At 69.9% G+C, this 17,690-nt stretch carries 12 protein-coding genes and 1 pseudogene; 4 read left to right on the top strand and 9 right to left on the bottom strand.

Annotated elements, in window-relative coordinates; all coding sequences use genetic code 11:
• Nucleotides 1–96: 96 nt before the first annotated feature.
• The 7 genes and pseudogenes from AB3X08_RS07030 to AB3X08_RS07000 form a co-directional block, all read right to left on the bottom strand.
• Nucleotides 97–2,372, bottom strand: a pseudogene (locus AB3X08_RS07030) (methyl-accepting chemotaxis protein).
• 523 nt (nucleotides 2,373–2,895) lie between these two features.
• On the bottom strand, nucleotides 2,896–3,960 hold the full coding sequence (locus tag AB3X08_RS07025) for a pectate lyase family protein (protein WP_369937177.1): 1,065 nt from the start codon (nucleotides 3,958–3,960) through the stop codon (nucleotides 2,896–2,898).
• Between the two features lie 460 nt (nucleotides 3,961–4,420).
• A complete protein-coding gene (locus AB3X08_RS07020; protein ID WP_369937176.1) occupies nucleotides 4,421–5,338 on the bottom strand; it encodes a hypothetical protein in 918 nt (305 codons plus the stop codon).
• Between the two features lie 114 nt (nucleotides 5,339–5,452).
• Nucleotides 5,453–7,453 carry a M1 family metallopeptidase gene (locus AB3X08_RS07015; RefSeq protein WP_369937175.1) on the bottom strand — a complete coding sequence of 667 codons (2,001 nt, stop codon included), beginning with the start codon at nucleotides 7,451–7,453 and terminating at the stop codon, nucleotides 5,453–5,455.
• Nucleotides 7,454–7,637: 184 nt separating this feature from the next.
• Complete coding sequence (locus tag AB3X08_RS07010; protein WP_184410681.1) at nucleotides 7,638–8,585, bottom strand: aspartate carbamoyltransferase catalytic subunit; 948 nt, start codon at nucleotides 8,583–8,585, stop codon at nucleotides 7,638–7,640.
• A gap of 19 nt (nucleotides 8,586–8,604) precedes the next feature.
• A complete protein-coding gene (ruvX, locus tag AB3X08_RS07005) occupies nucleotides 8,605–9,102 on the bottom strand; it encodes a Holliday junction resolvase RuvX (protein WP_369937174.1) in 498 nt (165 codons plus the stop codon).
• Complete coding sequence (locus AB3X08_RS07000; RefSeq protein WP_369937172.1) at nucleotides 9,095–9,661, bottom strand: YqgE/AlgH family protein; 567 nt, start codon at nucleotides 9,659–9,661, stop codon at nucleotides 9,095–9,097. The genes ruvX and AB3X08_RS07000 overlap by 8 nt, the downstream gene beginning before the upstream one ends.
• A gap of 107 nt (nucleotides 9,662–9,768) precedes the next feature.
• Between AB3X08_RS07000 and AB3X08_RS06995 the strand changes: the two genes are divergently transcribed.
• The 4 genes from AB3X08_RS06995 (at nucleotide 9,769) to AB3X08_RS06980 (ending at nucleotide 14,358) form a co-directional block, all read left to right on the top strand.
• Entirely contained in the window at nucleotides 9,769–11,577 is a 1,809-nt protein-coding gene (locus tag AB3X08_RS06995; RefSeq protein ID WP_369937170.1) for a DUF4153 domain-containing protein, read from the top strand.
• Between the two features lie 15 nt (nucleotides 11,578–11,592).
• Nucleotides 11,593–12,132: a DNA-3-methyladenine glycosylase I gene (locus AB3X08_RS06990; RefSeq protein WP_369937169.1), complete on the top strand. Its 540-nt coding sequence runs from the start codon at nucleotides 11,593–11,595 to the stop codon at nucleotides 12,130–12,132.
• The gene (locus AB3X08_RS06985; RefSeq protein ID WP_369937168.1) at nucleotides 12,114–13,355 is read left to right on the top strand and encodes a hypothetical protein; all 1,242 of its coding nucleotides are present in this window, start codon (nucleotides 12,114–12,116) and stop codon (nucleotides 13,353–13,355) included. The genes AB3X08_RS06990 and AB3X08_RS06985 overlap by 19 nt, the downstream gene beginning before the upstream one ends.
• A gap of 100 nt (nucleotides 13,356–13,455) precedes the next feature.
• The gene (locus AB3X08_RS06980; RefSeq protein ID WP_369937166.1) at nucleotides 13,456–14,358 is read left to right on the top strand and encodes a DUF72 domain-containing protein; all 903 of its coding nucleotides are present in this window, start codon (nucleotides 13,456–13,458) and stop codon (nucleotides 14,356–14,358) included.
• Nucleotides 14,359–14,437: 79 nt separating this feature from the next.
• Here the strand turns inward: AB3X08_RS06980 and AB3X08_RS06975 are convergent, their stop codons facing one another.
• Nucleotides 14,438–15,580, bottom strand: coding sequence for an FAD-dependent oxidoreductase (locus AB3X08_RS06975; RefSeq protein ID WP_369937165.1), 1,143 nt, complete (start codon nucleotides 15,578–15,580; stop codon nucleotides 14,438–14,440).
• Nucleotides 15,567–17,675, bottom strand: coding sequence for a LodA/GoxA family CTQ-dependent oxidase (locus AB3X08_RS06970; RefSeq protein WP_369937164.1), 2,109 nt, complete (start codon nucleotides 17,673–17,675; stop codon nucleotides 15,567–15,569). The genes AB3X08_RS06975 and AB3X08_RS06970 overlap by 14 nt, the downstream gene beginning before the upstream one ends.
• Between the last annotated feature and the right edge of the window lie 15 nt (nucleotides 17,676–17,690).

Genomic DNA, 17,690 nt, shown 5'->3' with positions numbered 1-17,690 from the left:
GTCTCCGGCCCGCGCACCCAGCGCGACACGCGATGGGTGCGCACCGCGACGGCGAGCCGCCCTCCGATCGGAGAGCGGCGAACATCGCAGTGCCGGTCAGAACTCCTGCCAATCCTTGTCGCTGGTCGCCATGGCGACCGACTGCAGGCGACGTGCAGCGGTCGGCGTCGGCACCGGACGCGCGTAGCTCCTCGGCTTCGACGCGATTGCCGAGGTCGGCTGGCGCATCGGCGCGGCGTTGTCTTCCAGCTTGAACAAGGCCACTGCCTGCGCCAGCTCGGTGGCCTGCTGCTCCATCGACCGCGCCGCGGCGCTGGCTTCTTCCACCAAGGCGGCGTTCTGCTGGGTGCTCTCGTCCATCTGGGTCACGGTCTGGTTGACCTGTTCGATGCCGGCGTACTGCTCCTGCGAGGCGGCGGAGATCTCGCCCATGATGTCGGTGACGCGCTGCACCGAGGACACGATCTCGTGCATGGTCTTGCCGGCCTGGCCGACCAGCGCCGAGCCTTCGGCAACGCGGCTGACCGAGTCGTCGATCAGTTCCTTGATCTCCTTGGCCGCGCCGGCCGAGCGCTGGGCGAGCGTGCGCACCTCGCTGGCGACCACGGCGAAGCCGCGGCCCTGCTCGCCGGCGCGCGCCGCTTCCACTGCCGCATTGAGCGCCAGGATGTTGGTCTGGAAGGCGATGCCGTCGATGACGCTGATGATGTCGGCGATTCTCTTCGACGAAGCCTCGATGCCGCTCATCGTGGTCACCACCTGGCCGACCACCTCGCCGCCTTCCGACGCGACCGACGCGGCACCGACTGCGAGCTGGTTGGCCTGGCGCGCATGCTCGGCATTCTGCTTCACCGTGGACGTCAGCTCTTCCATCGACGCGGCGGTTTCTTCCAGGCTGGCGGCCTGCTGCTCGGTGCGGCGCGACAGGTCGTCGTTGCCGGTGGCGATCTCGCTGGCGGCGGCATCGATCGACACCGCCGAGTGCTTGATCCGGCCGACGATCTCGGCCAGTTGCTGGGCCGTGGCATTGGCGTCGTCGCGCATCTGCGCGAACACGCCGTGGAACTCGCCGTGCATGCGCGCAGTCAGGTCGCCGGCGGCGATGGACTGCAGCAAACCCGACAGCGCCTGCAGATTGCCGTCGGCGGTGGTCATCAACTGGTTGAGGCTCTCGACCATGACCCGGAAGTCGAACTGGAAACGCGCCGCATCGCCGCGGGCGCTGAAGTCGCCGTTGGCGGCGGACTGCGCCAGCTGTTTGACCTGGCCGTTCATTGCCGACAGATTCGCCTTTACTTCGTCCATGGTCCGGGTCAGCACCGCTTTTTCGCCCGGCAGACGGTCCATGTCCTGGCTGAGGTCGCCGACCGCATAGCGGCCCATGATCTGCGCCAGCTTCAGCTTCATCTCGATGTGCGATCCGACCAAGGCGTTGGTTTCCGCCGCCATGCGCCCGTAGTCGCCCGGGAATGCAGCGGCATCCATGCGGAAGCTGATCTGCCCGGCGTCGTGGCGCTCATGCGGAAGCTGATCTGCCCGGCGTCGTGGCGCTTGGCCATGTCCAGCTGCGCGGCGATCAGGCTGCGCAATTGCTGCTGCATGCCCTGCATCGCGCGCAGCAGGCGGCCGGTCTCGTCGCGGGCCTGGGTCTGCACATCGTTGTCCAGGTCGCCGCGCGCGATCGCCTCGGCCGCGCGCGTGGCACGGCTCAGCGGCACGGTGAGGCTGCGGGTGATCAGCCAGGCCAGCAGGCTGCTGACCAGGATCACTGCCAGACCGCCGCCGATGAGCATGGCACGACCGCGGTCCATCGCCGTATTGGCGGTGGCGTAGGCGCTGGCGCCACGTTGGCGCTGCCGCTCCGAATACGCGTTGAGCGCGTCCTGCCATTGCTGGGTGGCAGGCGCCGCCAGCGTCAGCATGACCTTGAGCGCCTCGTCGGGCTTGCCGTTCATGCCAAGATCCAATACCTGCTGGTTGGCACCGCGCGCGCGTTGGTACCCGAGGTCGATCTGCCTGCGCATCTGCGCGCCGGTGGCATCGGACACCGGAATCGCATAGAGCTTGTCGTGGGCCTCGCTGTAGCGCTGCCGCTGCTGCTCGACGCGCTTTCCGAACTGGACGTTCTCTTCCTGCGTGGTCGGCAGGACGATGTTGCGCAGGTTGACCGCGATGATCGAACTGGCCTCGCGCATCTCGCTGGTGTACTCGAGGATGGTCATGTTGCGGTTGACGATGGTGTCCATGCGTTCGCGCGCCTGCGCGAGGGTCATCAACCCGGCGACGACGAGCGCGCAGGAAAGCAGGATGAGCACGCCGAAGGCAGCGGAGAGGCGCGTGCCGACGTTGTAGCGCTGAAGAAATCCGATCATGAGGTACCTGCTTGGGGGAAGGAATTGAAGTGCGCCGCGATCCTGAACGATGCGGAAACGGGCACGAAACGACAGGCGTCGGGAAGCCGCGATGCAGCGCGAGCGGCAGGCCGAATCGTTCGAAATCCAGGCCCATCGCGCACAACGCGTGCACCGTTGCTTGGGCGGTGTAACGGCGACCGCTGCAAATTCTTTATGCGCAATTACGCATATTTTATTGAACTCCGTCAGCGAGGTGAGCGGCATGTGCACAGTAAGCGGCGCGGCGACCGCGGCGCGCACGGATCGATGAAATCCACGTGAAAAACATGCGACACGAGCGCGCCGGCGAAGCGCTCGCCGTGCAGCCGGCGGGTCGTTGCGACCCGCGTGCTCGATGTTCGCCCCGGTGCGAAACCGAGCAGATGGCGCCGCGCTTCCCGTGTACGCGCCGCTCGCCTGGAAGCTGCGGCGCGCGCACGGACAGCCGCGCGGCGGCGGCGCCCCGGGCCGGACCGAACGTGACCGCGCGCCGGTCGAACGGCTACTCGGCCAGGTTGGTCCCGGCGCCGGCCGTGGCGATGACCTTGGCCTTGACCTGCGCCGCCGGGAGCGCGGTATAGACGTAGCCCAGCGGCTGCGGGAACGTCTTCGACGAGATCCAGGTGGTGGCGTTGGCGTAGGGCTTGCTGGTGCTGTCCGGCACGCTCCAGGTGATGCCGCTGCCGACGTAGTTGTTGATCAAGTCCCAGTAGCCGATTTCGCTGCTGTCGCGCGAGGCCACCGGGTTCTTTGCGTTCTCGAAGTAGTTGGCCTCGATCAGCGCGATCCCGCCCATGCGCACGTTGATGCCCGAGGTGAACACATTGTTGAAGTAGTTGTTGTAGATGTGGCTCAGCCCGCGGCGTTGCAGCGGCAGCCGCGACTCCACGTTCTCGAAGCGGTTGTGGTGATAGGTGGTACGCGCCGCGGCGTTCTTGGTGTCGTTGTCGCTGTAGCCGTTGAGCGCGACTTTCTGGTAGTCGTGCACGTAGTTGTAGGACACGGTGACATGGTGGACGCCCTTCTTCATGTCGATGCCGCCGTCGAAGGAGGCATCGCCGGCCCCGGCGCACTTGGTCAACGAGGCGAACAAGGTGTTGTGGTCGACCCAGATATTGGACGGCTCGCCGCTGGAATTGCCTTCCAGCGAGATCGAGTCGGCATCCTCGCCGCCGGGCAGCAGGCCGATGGTCATGTTGCGGATGATGATGTTGTGCGCATTGCCCACCACCCACAGGCCGAAGTTCGCCGAGGAGCCGTTGGCGCCCTTGATGGTGATGTTGCTCTTGTTCTTGATCTGCACGGTCTTGGCCGGCAGCTGCCACTGCGCGCAGACATTGCCGATGCTGGCGAAATCGAACTGGCCGGTGTAGTTCAGCACCAGCCCGCCGCTGCCGGAGTAGTTGTCGATCGCCGTTTGCATCGCCTGCATCGTGGCGACGTTGATCGGGATCGCGTTGCCGCCGCCGGTGGTGGCGGCGCCGTAGCCGACCGGACCGGCGACGGCCGGCGATACGCAGGAAACCAGGGCAAGCGCGAGCGCGCACTTGAGCGGCTGGATGTTCATCAGACTCTCCCATCTTGCAGCGATAGATGCCTGGCGCCCTCGCGGACGCGATGGGCGATGGCACGGGGCGTGGGGGCCGGGCGCAGTCTTCGCCCGGCCTTGCGCGGACGCAATCGGTCAAAGCGGGAAGCTAGATCCGTACCTACGATCGCGCCGCAAGACAGGCGAAACAGACACGAATGGACAAGCGGAGACAGACAACGACAGGCGAAGACAGGCGGCGGCAACGCACTCGCGTGCGCTGTTACAGGCGTGCCGAATGCGACGAAGAGCCGCGACGCAGCGCCATCGGCACGGCGCGTGGCGCCACCCGCCGGGCGCGCTGGCCTGGTAACGGAGACATTCGCGCGTCATTGGCGCATCGGCCCACCTGCAAGCGATGTTGCGCACGCAGCATGGAACGGCGCAGGCGACGCCGGCCGAACCGGGTCGCCGACGACCGCCCGGCAGATCGGGACCGCTACGGCGTGGCGGGCGCGGGTGTGATCTCGCCGTGCTCGCGCGCCGCCCACGCCACGCGCTTCTGCGCGGGCCCGAGCAGGTTGGTGGCGCGGCTGTTGTGCGGTCGCGCGGTGTAGAGGATCCACTTGGGCAATTCAGGCAGGCGCGCATCGGCGTAGCGCACGCGCCCGTGGTCGAAACGCAACAGGCGATAGACCCAGAACAGATGCGGTTTGCGGTCGCGCGTCAGCGACGCATCGGCCCACACCGGCACCAGTTGCAGCAATCCGCAACCGGCATGGCGCGGCAGCAGGCGGTAGTCGTCGGCGGTGGGCTCATGGGTGGCCACGTCGATCGGCCGATAGCGGTCGCCATCGGACAGCATCACCCGGCGCCAGGCATTGCCGCCGGCCAGGCCGACCCCGCCGCTGCCGAGGGTGACGACGAAATCCGGTCGCCGGTCGTGGTTGAGGTCCAGCGTTTCCACGCCGTGGAAGCCCAGCCGCGCGCCGCTCATCGCCACCGGCGCGGCCAAGGCGCGACCCTGCGCATCGAACAGGCGCAGCGTCGGCGTGTCGGTGAAATCGAGTTCCAGGCGTAGTCCGGCATGGCGATAGGTCGCGATGCCGTCCCAGCTCACCGCGCCGCCATCGGCCGGTGCCAGCGCCTGCACCTTGCATGCCGCGCTCGGCGGCGTGCCGGCCCAGGGCGGATATTGCGGATGCCAGGCGCCGGCGAGCGGTGCGGCCGCCAGCAGGCACAGCGCCAGGGCGATACGCGGCGCGCGTGGCTGCCGGCGCAGCGACATGCCGGCGCGCGGCGCGGCGACCGCGTGCGAACGCGCCGCGCTTGGCGCACGCGCAGCCTTCGTCGCCGCACCCGCTGCGTCGATGACGGACAGGATGATCGCGGTGGCGAGGCCGGCAATGGAGGGCAAGGTCCTTCTCCTGCGTGCAGACGCACGCGGACGCGTGCGGCGCGGCACTATCGCCGTGCCGGCGCGGCGGCGCAAGCGGCATGCGCCCGCCGCGCGCCGCGAATGAGATGCGGCTCAGCTCACCGTGTCGAGCTGGTTGTCGGCGCGATCGGCGTCGGGCAGCTTGTGCTCGGGGTCCAGGATCACGTGCAGCACCCTTTGCGTGCTCGGCACGCGGATCTGCGGCTGGGTCTGCTGGATCCAGGTCTCCACCGGCACGCGCTGGTCGAGGTGGCTGCCGTCGGCGAAGTCGATGCGCAACGTCGCCGGCATCACCAGCTTCTGCCGGCTCTGCAAGGTCACCAGCAGGCCCTTGCCCGGATCGTGTTCGACATAGCTGGCCGCGCGCACGCCCATGTCCAGCTGCCAGTTGTTGAGATACCAGCCGCGCCACCACCACGACAGATCCTCGCCGGACTCGCTTTCCATCAGCCGGAAGAAATCCGACGGGGTCGGATGCTTGTATGCCCAGGTGGCGATGTACTTGCGGAACGCCGGATCGAAGCGCGCCGGGCCGAGGATCTGTTCGCGCAGCAGCACCAGGCCCAGCGCGCCCTTGAAGTAGGTCAGCGGATGCCGGTAGGTCTCGCTGGTGGCGTCGGCGCGATCGAGCAGGTTCGGCGCCTGCGCATCGGCCAGCAGCGGCAGGATCTCCTCGACCGGGTTGCCGCCCTTGGGCGCGTACTCGCTGTCGCGCTTGGGCGCGAATTCGCCGTGGTTGATGGCATCGGAGGCGTAGACGTCGATGAAGGTGTTGAAGCCTTCGTCCATGAACGCGTAGCGGCGTTCGTTGGAGCCGACGATCATCGGGAACCAGCCGTGGCCCAGTTCGTGCGCGGTGATCCAGAACAGGTCCTTGCCGCCGTCGTGCATGTCGTCGAAGACGATGCCCGGATATTCCATGCCGGCGCCGTGGCCGCCCAGGTTCACCGCCGCCGGCCACGGATACGGATACCACTGCGAGAAATGCTCGATCGAGGCCTTGACGAACTCGGTGGAGCGGTCCCACTTGTCGGCGCCGACGCCTTCGCGCGGATACACCGACATCGCCAGCGCATGCTTGCCTTCGGGCAGGTTGATGCGCGCCGCGTCCCAGACGAAGGCCGGCGAGGCGGCGAAGGCCACGTCGCGGGTATGCGCCATGTGGAAGCGCCAGGTCTGGGTGCCGCTGGCGGTGGGCCGGCTGGCCGCATCGCCGATTTCCGCGGCGCTGCGGATCGCTACGGTGCGGTCGCTGGCCGCGGCCTGGGCCAGGCGCTGGCGCTGCGTGGCGGTCAGCACCTGCGCCGGGTTCACCAGTTCGCCGGAGCCGGCGACCAGGTAATTCCACGGCACCGTCACCGCGTAGTCGAAGTCGCCGTATTCCAGGTAGAACTCCGCGCCCAGGTAGGGCTGCGTGTCCCAGCCGCGCTGGTCGTCGTACACCGCCATGCGCGGATACCACTGCGCGATCTCGTAGATGTCGCCGTCGCCGGTCGCGGTCACCGCGGTGCGCCCGCCCCAGGCGCCGGGCACCGTGTAGGCGTAGTCGATATGCAGCTTCAGCGTCTTGCCGGCGCCGGCCAGCGGCTGCGGCAGGTCCACGCGCATGCGCGTGTCGTCGATCAGGAAATTGGCCGGCACGCGCTTGCCGCCCTGCTCCACTTCCACCTTGGCGATCCGGTAGCCGTCGCTGGACGGCGCGGATGGACGGTCTGCCCGCGCCGGGCGCACGCCGTGGGCGCGCGCGTCGACGCGGTAGATGTTCTGGTCCAGCTGCAGCCACAGCACGTCCAGCGTGTCCGGGCTGCGGTTGCTGTAGGTGATGGTTTCCTGGCCGCTGAGCGTGCGCGTGGCCGGATCGATGGTGGCGTGCAGGTCGTAGTCGGCACGGTTCTGCCAGTACAGCGGCCCGGGCACGCCGCCGCCGCTGCGGTAGGCATTGGCCGGCTGCGGCAATTGCAGTGGCGCGAACAGGGCCAGCGGGTCGTAGCCGGCGGGCGCGGCAGCGGCCGGCGCGGCAGCGCTGGCCTGGGCGAAGGCGACGAGGGAAGCGCAAGCCGCGGCGAAGCCGGCGCGGCGCAGGATATGGATCATGTGGGCGTCCGTGGGGAGGATCGCCACCGATGGTAGGCCGAATCGCGCGGGCGCGGGTGTGCCGAACGGTATCCACATCGCGAAATCCACCGTGGGAGCGACTTCAGTCGCGACGGGCCTTAGCGATAATGCCCGTCTCGACTGAAGTCGCTCCCACAAGTTCAGTCGCGATCGCCTGTTCGCCTCACCCCAACAACGTCTCCAGCACCGCCATGCGCACCGCCACGCCGTTGGCGACCTGGCGCAGGATGCACGACTGCGCGCCGTCGGCGACCTCGTCGGTGATCTCCACGCCGCGGTTGATCGGGCCCGGGTGCAGCACCACCGCGCCCGGCGCGGCGCGGCGCAGGCGTTCGGCGGTGAGGCCGTATTGCGCGTGGTAGCCCTCCAGCGAGGACACCAGGCCTTCTTCCATGCGCTCGCGCTGCAGGCGCAGCATCATCACCGCGTCCACGCCGTCGAGCATGGCGTCGAAGTCGTCGCCGACCACGCAGCCGTCCAGGGTGCCGTCGTCGGGCAGCAGCGCCTGCGGGCCGCACACGCGCACTTCGCCGGCACCGAGCGTGCGCAGCGCGTGCAGGTCCGAGCGCGCCACGCGCGAGTGCTTGACGTCGCCGACGATGACCAGCTTGAGCTTGGAGAAATCGCCGCCCTTGGCGTGGCGCAGGGTCAGCATGTCGAGCAGGCCCTGGGTGGGATGCGCGCTGCGGCCATCGCCGGCGTTGATCAGTGCGGTGCCCTCGCCGGCCGCTTCGGCCAGGCGCTCGACGGCGCCGTCCTCGGGATGGCGCACGACGAAGCCGCGCACGCCCATCGCTTCCAGATTCTTCAGCGTGTCGCGCGCGGTCTCGCCCTTGCGCGTGGACGAGGTCGAGGCGTCGAAGTTCAGCACGTCCGCGCCGAGCCGCTGCGCGGCCAGCTGGAACGAGCTGCGGGTGCGCGTGGATGGTTCGAAGAACAGGGTGCACACCGCGGTGCCGGCCAGCACGTTGCGCTTGCCGACCCGCCCCACCGCCGCGTCGCGGATCTGCCCGGCGCGGTCCAGCAATTGCAGCAAGGTCGCGCGCGGCAGGCCTTCCAGGGTCAGCAGGTGGCGCAGGCGCCCGTTCGAATCGAGTTGCGGGTCAGTCATGGCGGGTCCGGGCAGGGAATCAGGAAATGGGAGTGGCGTCGTCGGGCGCGGCCAGCCAGCGCTCGATGATCACCGCGGCGGCCACCGCGTCCAGCGCGGCGGCGTCGCGGCGGCGCTTGCGGCCGGCGGCGCGGTCCACGGCGAAGCGCTTGGCCGCCTCGACCGAACTGGAGCGCTCGTCGACCAGTACCACCGGCAGTTTGTAGCGGGCGCCGAGTTCGCGGGCGAACGCATGCGCGCGCTTGCGGTTGGGTTGGTCGGCGCCGTCCAGGGTCAGCGGATCGCCGACCACCAGGCCGTGCGGCCGCCATTCGGCGTGCAGGCGGTCCAGCGCCGGCCAGTCCGGGCCCTGCGCGTGCACGTCGACCACGGCCAGGGCGCGCGCGCCGCTGCCGAAGCTGCTGCCCACGGCCACGCCGATGCGGCGGTTGCCGACGTCGAAACCGAGCACGGTGCCGTCGCGGCGAATCGTGCCGGCGGCGGCGCTGTCCGCAGCGGGCGCGCCGGGCTCAGGCATGCCCGCTGTAGTCGGTGAGGCGGAACAGGTCCACGCCGATGCGGCCGGCGGCGGTCTGCCAGCGCCGCTCCAGCGGCAGCTCGAACAGCAGTTCGGCATCGGCCGGCGCGGTCAGCCAGCTGTTCTCGCCCAGTTCGTATTCGAGCTGGCCGGCGCCCCAGCCGGCGCAGCCCAGCGCGACCACCGCGTGGCGCGGACCGTCGCCGCGCGCCATCGCTTCGAGCACGTCGCGCGAGGTGGTCAGGAACAGGCCGTCGCCGAACGCCAGGCTCGAATCCCAGGCGCGTTCGCCGTCGTGGATCACGAAGCCGCGCTCCGGATGCACCGGCCCGCCGCTGAGCACCACCTGCTCGCGCAGGGTCTCGTCGATGGTGTCGATGCCCATCTGCTCCAGCACTTCGCCTAGCGTGTATTCGGAAGCGCGGTTGACCAGCACGCCCATCGCGCCGTTGGCGTCGTGCTGGCAGATCAGGGCCACGCCGCGCGCGAAATTGGGATCGGACAGCGCCGGCAGCGCGATCAGCAGCTGGTTGGCCAGGGGGGTAGGCAAAGCGGACATGGCCCCATTCTATCGTCCCTCCCGGGCCGGCGCTGCGTCGGCCCAGAGCGGGCTGCCATAATCGCCCCCGATCGCGCGCCGCCGCGCCGCCAAGGATGCCGTCCTGCATGGAAACCGCCCCCGACCTGCCGCGCCAGACCCGTGCCTTCATCGTCCTGGTGGCGCTGCTGCAGGGCGCGCTGCTGTACCTGGCCCAGCGCGGCGCCGATGCCGGGTGGTGGCCGTTCGCGGCGCTGGGCGGCCGGGTGTGCTGGTACGCCTTGGTGCTGACCGTGCCGACGATGGTCCTGCTGTCGGTGCAGCGCCTTGGCGAATTGCGCCTGTGGCAGCACGCGATCGCCCTGGCGCTGCTGGTGGCGGCGCTGTCGGGCTGGGCCGCGTGGAGTGCCACCGGCGCGCCCGGCCTGCGCAGCGACGCTGTGCTGGTTCCATTCGGCATGGCCACCGCGCTGGGCATGTTCGTGCTGCTGGCGTGGCTGCAGTGCCGGCTGCAGCATGGCCACTGGCAGGCGCCGTACCGCGAATTGTTCGAACACGCCTGGCAGAACGCGCTGACCCTGGCCCTGGCCGGGCTGTTCGTCGGCGTCTGCTGGCTGGTGCTGTGGCTGTGGGGCGCGCTGTTCGCGCTGGTGAAGCTGGAATTCTTCCGTGAGCTGTTCCGCCAGAGCGCCTTCGCCTATCTCGCCACCGGCATCATGTTCGGCCTGGGCGTGCTGATCGGCCGCACGCAGCAGCGCGCGGTGCAGGTGATGCGGCAGATCCTGTTCGCGATCTGCACCGGGCTGTTGCCGCTGCTGGCGTTCGTGGCGGTGCTGTTCGCGCTGAGCCTGCCGTTCACCGGCCTGCAGCCGCTGTGGGAGACCCGCGCCGCGGCGAAGATCCTGATCGCGCTGGTGGCGGCCCTGGTGCTGTTCGTCAATGCGGTGTATCAGGACGGCACCGCCACCGCGCCGTATCCGCAGTGGCTGCGGCGGCTGATCGATGCCGGCCTGCTGAGCCTGTCGCTGTACGCGCTGCTGGCGTTGTACGCGCTGTGGCTGCGCATCGACCAATACGGCTGGAGCGCGGAGCGCTTCAATGGCGTGCTGGTGGCGGTGGTCGCCTGCGGTTACGCGTTCGGTTACGCGTGGGCGGTGCTGCGCCCGGGCGGGCACTGGCTGCGGCCGCTGGCGCCGGTCAACCGGGCCATGTCCTGGGTGGTGATCGCGCTGGCGCTGGCCACCGCTTCGCCGTTGCTGGACCCGTACCGCATCGTGGTCGGCAGCCAGTTGCAACGCTTCGCCGACGGCCGCACCGCGGCCGCGGACGTGGACCTGTACTACCTGCGCTTCGACAGCGGCCGCCGCGGTTACCAGGCGGCGCAGTCGCTGCGCGACACGCCGGGGTTCGCCGAGGAACCGGCGCAGCGCGACCGGCTGCAACGCATCCTGCAACGCACGCAGCGCTGGGGCGACGACGGCGACGCCAGCGGCGAGCAACGCGCGCAGGGCCGGATCGATGCGGCGGCCGAACTGCGCCAGCACATCCCGCTCGCCGCCGGCAGCGCCGATCCCGGCGAGGGCTGGTGGCAGGCGCTGCTCGCCGGCAGCGTGCACGACGGCGACTGCCGCCAACGCGAGGACCGCTGCGTGCTGCTGGTACGCGACCTGGACGGCGACGGCAGCGGCGAGGCGTTGCTGTGCAACGACACCGACACCTTCGGCATGGAGTGCCGGATCCATGCGCACCGCCAGGACCGCTGGCAGGACGTGGCGCGCGTGCATTTCTCGCCCAGGTCGCCCGATCGCGCGGATGCGCCGTTCGACGCGTTGCGCGCCGGCAAGCTGGAACTGGTGCCACGGCGTTGGCCGGACCTGCGCTTGCCGGATGCGCAGCGCGCGGAAATCTCCCCCGAAGACAACGACCAGCACGACTGACGGAATCCGACCGAGATGACCAGCTATTGCGACATCGCCCCCGGCCACGCACTGCACGGCCCCTACCACGACGACGAATACGGCGTTCCGCAGCGCGCCGAAACCGATCTGTTCGAGCGGCTGGTGCTGGAGATCAACCAGGCCGGGCTGAGCTGGGAGCTGATGCTGAAGAAGCGCGCCGGGTTCCGCGCCGCCTACGCCGGGTTCGACGTGGACAAGGTCGCCGCATTCGGCGAGGCCGACGTACTGCGCCTGCTCGCCGACCCCGGCATCGTCCGCAACCGGCTCAAGGTGCAGGCCGCGATCCACAACGCGCAGGTGATCCAGCGGATGCGCGCCTCGCATGGCGGTTTCGCCGCCTGGCTGGATGCGCACCATTCGCGCGACAAGGCCGAGTGGATCAAGCTGTTCAAGCGCACCTTCCGCTTCACCGGCGGCGAGATCACCGGCGAGTTCCTGATGAGCCTGGGCTACCTGCGCGGCGCGCACCAAGAACACTGCCCGGCGTTCGCGCGCATCGCGCGGCTCGACCCGCCATGGATGCGCGGCGCGTGAACCGCGCTGCGGCGCTTGCGCACTGCGCCGACGCCGCAGCGCAGCGGACGCTGCGGCCGCGGCCGACAGCGTGGGCAGCCGCGGCACTGCTCGCGCTGGCCGCCTTCAACGCGGCACAAGCGACTGCGGCCGATGCCGGCACGGCGACGCTGCCCCAGGTATTGGAACGCCTGCGCCGCGAGATCGAGGCCGAACCGCCCACCGACCCCACTCCGATCGACACGGTGCTGCAGCGCCACGCGGACACCACCGGCCTGAGCTTCGACATCGCCACGGCGGGCGCGGATGGCAACGCGGCGGCGCCGCCCACGCAACCGGCCGGCGTCACCGCCGCCGAGTGGCAGGCGCTGCGCACCTACCTGGGTGCCGCGAGCGTCGTGCAGAACGACGTCTCCGAAAACGGCAACCACCACTACACCTTGCTCGACCTGGACGAAGACGGGCAACGCGACCTGCTGGACACGGCCTACGTCGGCGGCACCGGCCTGTACACCGAGATCGCGGTGCTGCGCCGCGACGCCGCGCACGGCTTCCTCGCCCCGCCCAACGCCGCATCCGAAGCGGAGCCGGCGGCGGCTGTCTTCAGCATCAACGGGCGCGGCGGCGACCAGGCCCTGTACTGGCTGCGCCTCGACGGCCGCAGCTACGCGGCCTATCGCGATGGCGACTACTTCCAGGACACGCTGACCCTGTCGCGGCCGTTGTCGCCGCTGTCCGAGGAACGCAGCAGCCCGCGCGTACTGCAGGTGCGCTACCGCTACCGGCACACGCTGGCGCCTTCGCCAGGTCCTGCGCAGGCCACGCCCGAGGATCAGGACGCGGCGCGCTGGCTGGCGCAGCACCCGCAGCTGCGCGCGGTTGCGGACCGGGAGTTGCAGCGCCTCGGGTTCGATGCGCAAGGCCGGCAACGCAGTCCGGACCCGGACGCGCGCTGCCCGGTGCCGGCCGGCATCGGCGACCCCGACGAACGCGCGCAATGGCCGTGGCGCGATGCCGGCCACTACACCTTCGACTACGTCGCCGACCTGCGCCTGCGGCACGGGCCGGACTGCTACAGCGCCAGCATCGTCGCCTTTCGCAGCAGCTACCTTACCTCCTACGCCGCCTGCTGCGCGCTGTGGCTGTACGCCGCGCCCGGCCAGCAGGCGGTGGTCTTGCCGTTGCGGTCCAGGCGCGAGCGCGCCGGCGTCGCGGTGATCGCGGCTCCGCCGGCTCAGGAGTGAGCAGCGCCAGCTGATCCGCCTGCGCTGCGCCGGCCACGGTCGACGCGGTCTTGCCATGGCATGCACGGCGCTTGAACGCTGCCATCGGCATGGTCGGCGCATGAGCCTGCGCATCGGCATCTCCGGCTGGCGTTACCCCCGATGGCGCGGCGTGTTCTATCCGCCCGAGCTGGTGCAGCGGCGCGAACTGGAATACGCCTCGCGCTGCTTCCGCTCGGTCGAACTCAACGGCTCGTTCTACTCGCTGCAGACGCCGAAGAGCTATGCCGCCTGGCGCGATGCGACGCCGCGCGACTTCGTGTTCGCGGTCAAGGGCCCGCGTTTCGTGACGCACCTGAAACGGCTGCGCGATTGCGAGCAGCCGCTGGCCAACTTCTTCGCCTCCGGCCTGCTCGGGTTGGGGCCGAAGCTGGGACCGTTGCTGTGGCAGCTGCCGCCGTCGCTGGCCTTCGACTCCGCCTTGCTGGACGACTTCCTGGCGCTGCTGCCGCGCAGTCACGAAGCGGCGCTGGCCCTGGCCGGCAAGCGCGATGCCGCCCGCATGCGCGAGCGCAGCCTGCTGAAGATCGACCGCAACCGGCGCCTGCGCCATGCGCTGGAAGTGCGCCACCCCAGCTTCGCCACGCCGGCGGCGATCGCGCTGCTGCGCAAGCATCGTGTCGCCCTGGTGCAGGCCGACACCGCCGGCAAATGGCCGTACCTGGAGGACGTGACCGCCGATTTCCTGTACCTGCGCCTGCATGGCGACGCGCAGCTGTATGCCAGCGGCTACAGCGACCAGGCGCTGGATGCCTGGGCCGAACGGATCGACGCCTGGCACCGCGGCGGCGAGCCGGCGGCGCCGCAACGCGCAGGCCCGGCCGCTGCGCGGCGCGCCCGCCGCGACGTGTATTGCTACTTCGACAACGACATGAAGGTGCATGCGCCGTTCGATGCGCGGCGCCTGGCGCAACGGTTGGGCATCGCGACGCCGTGCCCGGACCGCGACGAAGGCGACGGCTGACGCAGGCACCAGCGTGCAGCGGCACGCGCTACGCATCCGTTGCGCCGCGGCGCGAATCCGGCGCCGCGCTGCAGACGGATCACGCCGCCAGCCGCGCCTGCCAGAACGGCGCTTGCGCCCAGCGCCGCTCGCGCGCGTACAAGGCCCCGCGCTCGCCCAGATAGGCGCGAAAACGCGCGAACACCCCGTCCTGATAGGCCGCCAGCGGCGCCGGACCGGCACCCTGCAGCTGCACCGCCAGGGCATGCGCCGCCGCTTCGCCATCCTGCAACGCCTTGACGATGCCGTGCGCGGTCAACGGATCGTAAGCGCTGGCCGCGTCGCCTACCGCCAGCCAATCCTCCCCGACCACGCGGCTGAGGATCGCCGACGGGCCCAGCGCGGCGAGCAGGCCGCCGCCCGCGGGCAGGGTCGCACCGCTGCGCGCCAGCCAGTGCGCGACGTGCCGCGTCTGCTGCGCCGCCGCCAGCCACGTCGCCGTGTCCAGAAAATGCCGCTGCCGCCGCGGCTCCAGCGCAAGGGCCAGCATCATGCGCGCGCCCGGCAATTTGGCCGCGTACCACCAGCCATCGCGGCAGGCCTCCAGCAAGGCCTGCGACGGGATCGCCTGCGCGTGCTCCAGCGCGAACACGCCGGCGACGAAGGCCAGGCAATCCACTTCGTTGCGCGCCACGCCGAGCCGCCGCACCGCGGCGGCGGCGATGCCGCTGGCATCCACCAGAAAGCCGGCGCGCAAGCGCCGCGCCGTACCTTGCTCGCCATGCAGTTCCAGCACATGGCTGCCGTCCGCGTCGCGGCCGACCGCACCCAGGCGCAGTCCGCGCAACAGCGTGCCGCCCTGCGCCGGCACCGCCGCCGCCAGCATCGCGTCGAAGGCGGCACGATCCACGTGCCAGCCCTTGCCCTGGCCGGCGACGATGAAGTCGTTGTAGCCCAGCTCCGGCGTGCCCCAGCTGGCGCAACTGCCGGCCGAGGCCAGCGGCCGCTGCGCCAGGAACGCGTCCCACACGCCCAGCCGCTGCAGCGCCGCGCTGGCGGTGGGTGCCAGCGCCTCACCCAGCCGCCAGCCCGCGGCGCGGCCCATGTCGACCACGACGACATCCTCGATGCCGCGCGCGGCCAGCGCCAGCGCCGTCGCGCATCCGGCCGCGCCGCCGCCGACGATCGCCACGGCATGGCGCGCGTTCGCGGCCATCGCGCCGATCGGCTCAGCCGAGGCCATCGGCAGCGTCGCGCGACGTTGCCGACGGCGGCGGATAGACCGGAATGTTGGCCATCGGCCAGGGCGCGACGAACTCCTGGCCGACATCGAACCGGCTGGCGACTTCCAGGAACATGTCCCCCGGATACGGCGGCTGTCCCGCCGCCTGCGCGATCTGCGACCCGCTGACGACGAAGCCCACCTTGGCCCAGTTGGCGACGAAATCCTCGTACTTCTGGAAGCGTCCGACCTGCGCCGGATAGTCGGTGTCGGTGCCGGTGCCGCGCACCGAGTACACCTGCGGGCCGGGATACCACGTGTCGTCGTCCGGATCGACCTGGCACAACGCCACCGGATAGACCGCGAACGGCCGCTCGGCCGGCCACGACCAGAACAGGGTGTTGTTCGCGGTGATGTTCGGATTGGTGCTGGCCGCCCCCGGGTTGGGATCGGGCAGATGCGTGGCGCAGGAGTTGTAGTCGGTATGCCAGGGCACCGACATGAACTTGGACAGATCGCCCGGCTCCACCGGATGCGGCTGCAGCGGCACGTAGCCGAAACTCAGGAACGCCTTGCCCTTCTGCGCGGTGCCGTAATCCAGCGGCGCCTGGTTGATGCGGAACGGGCCGCAATCCTGCTGCTGCCATTGCGTCACATAGAGGTTGGTGTCTCGGATCGGGAACGACACCTCGATGCCCGGGCTGTAACGGCCGCCCAGGCAGTTCTGCAGCGTGACCTTGTCCAGCAGTTCGCCTGGTCCCAGCGCGGTGGCACCACCTTGCACGTAGTTGTTGCCATGCCACTGGTTGAGCAGGAAGTACTGGGTCGCACTGACGCTGAGGAAGCTCTTCTGCGCATCGCCGAGCGAGAGCGGCATCATCGGCGAGCCGGTCTGGGTGTCGGCGGCGGACGCCGGATCGCGGATCAGGGTCTTCAGATTGGGAATCTTCGCGGTCGGATCGTCGGTCGGCTGGATCTGCCCGATCATGTCGTGGCCCCTGATCGCGCCCGACGGCAGATTGGTGTTCCAGCGTTGCAGCATGGCCGCGTGGAAGATCGGCTGGATGTCGTCGCTGAAGGACGGCTGGTAGGTGCCAACGAAGGCATTGTTGGCGTACAGCGACGGCACCAGCCCCAGTTCGCGCACCCACACGTCGTAGACGTCGTCCCAGGTGGAGACCACATTGCGCGTTTGCGGCGCGTAGCCCGGATCGCCGGTGACGTACCACGCACCCTGCACGCTGGCGCTGCTGCCGTCGCTGAAGAGCAGCACCGCATTGACCGGGCCGTCGGCGGCATCGTCGTACCACAGGCCGTTCTCGGTCGGGTCCGTCAACGGCGGATAGCTGCCGTCGGCCTGTTTGACCGCCGAAGTCCGCGCGAAGCCGCCGGCCACGATCAGCGCGCCATTGGCTTCCACGCGCATGTCGCCCAGCGAATCGAGCGCGCCCAGCGGTTCGTGCAGCAAATGGAACATGGACGGAAAGCTGACCGGATAGTCCGGCACCTGCTGGATCGCGCCGGCGGCATCGGCGTAGCTGGCGGTGGTCACCGCATCGAAACCGACCGGCGCCGCGCTGCCGGCCGCGACGCTGAGCGCGCGCGGACCGGGATCGATGACCAGCTGCTGCAGGCGGACGGGGTCGTTCGGGTCGCCCGAACTGGTGTAGCTGGGATTGCGCAGTTCCAGCAGGCCCGGCGCCTCGTACGCGCCGATGCCGCGGAACTGGCCGCCCTCGCTCACCGTCGAATAGTTGTTGAGTTTCTTGTTGGCCACATGCACGGTCCAGACGATGTCCTTCACCGTCTTGCCGTCGATCGTGCTGCCCACGTCCACGCGCGTACCGCCGCCATTGGGATAGGTGCCGGAGCTGCCGCTGGGATAGGCGTAGATGTGGAAACGCGCGGCCTGGCGCTTGACGTTGCCGTCGGCGTCGCGGAACTGCTCGGCGGTGATCGGCGTGGACTCGGTACCCGGCTGCACCGGCAACCCGCCCATCAGGCCGTCGGCGCCGCGCGCGCCGGCCGCGGTCACCGGCGCCAGATAGAAGTCCTGGCTATCGCCGACGCGGCCGATGCCGATCGCCGGATGCACGCGAAACACGTTGCTGGACATGATGATTTGCTCCTG

Origin of the sequence: Xanthomonas sp. DAR 34887, assembly GCF_041245805.1 — a bacterium.
GTDB classification, from domain to species: Bacteria; Pseudomonadota; Gammaproteobacteria; order Xanthomonadales; family Xanthomonadaceae; genus Xanthomonas_A; species Xanthomonas_A tesorieronis.
This window is presented reverse-complemented; position numbering and strand designations above follow the sequence as displayed.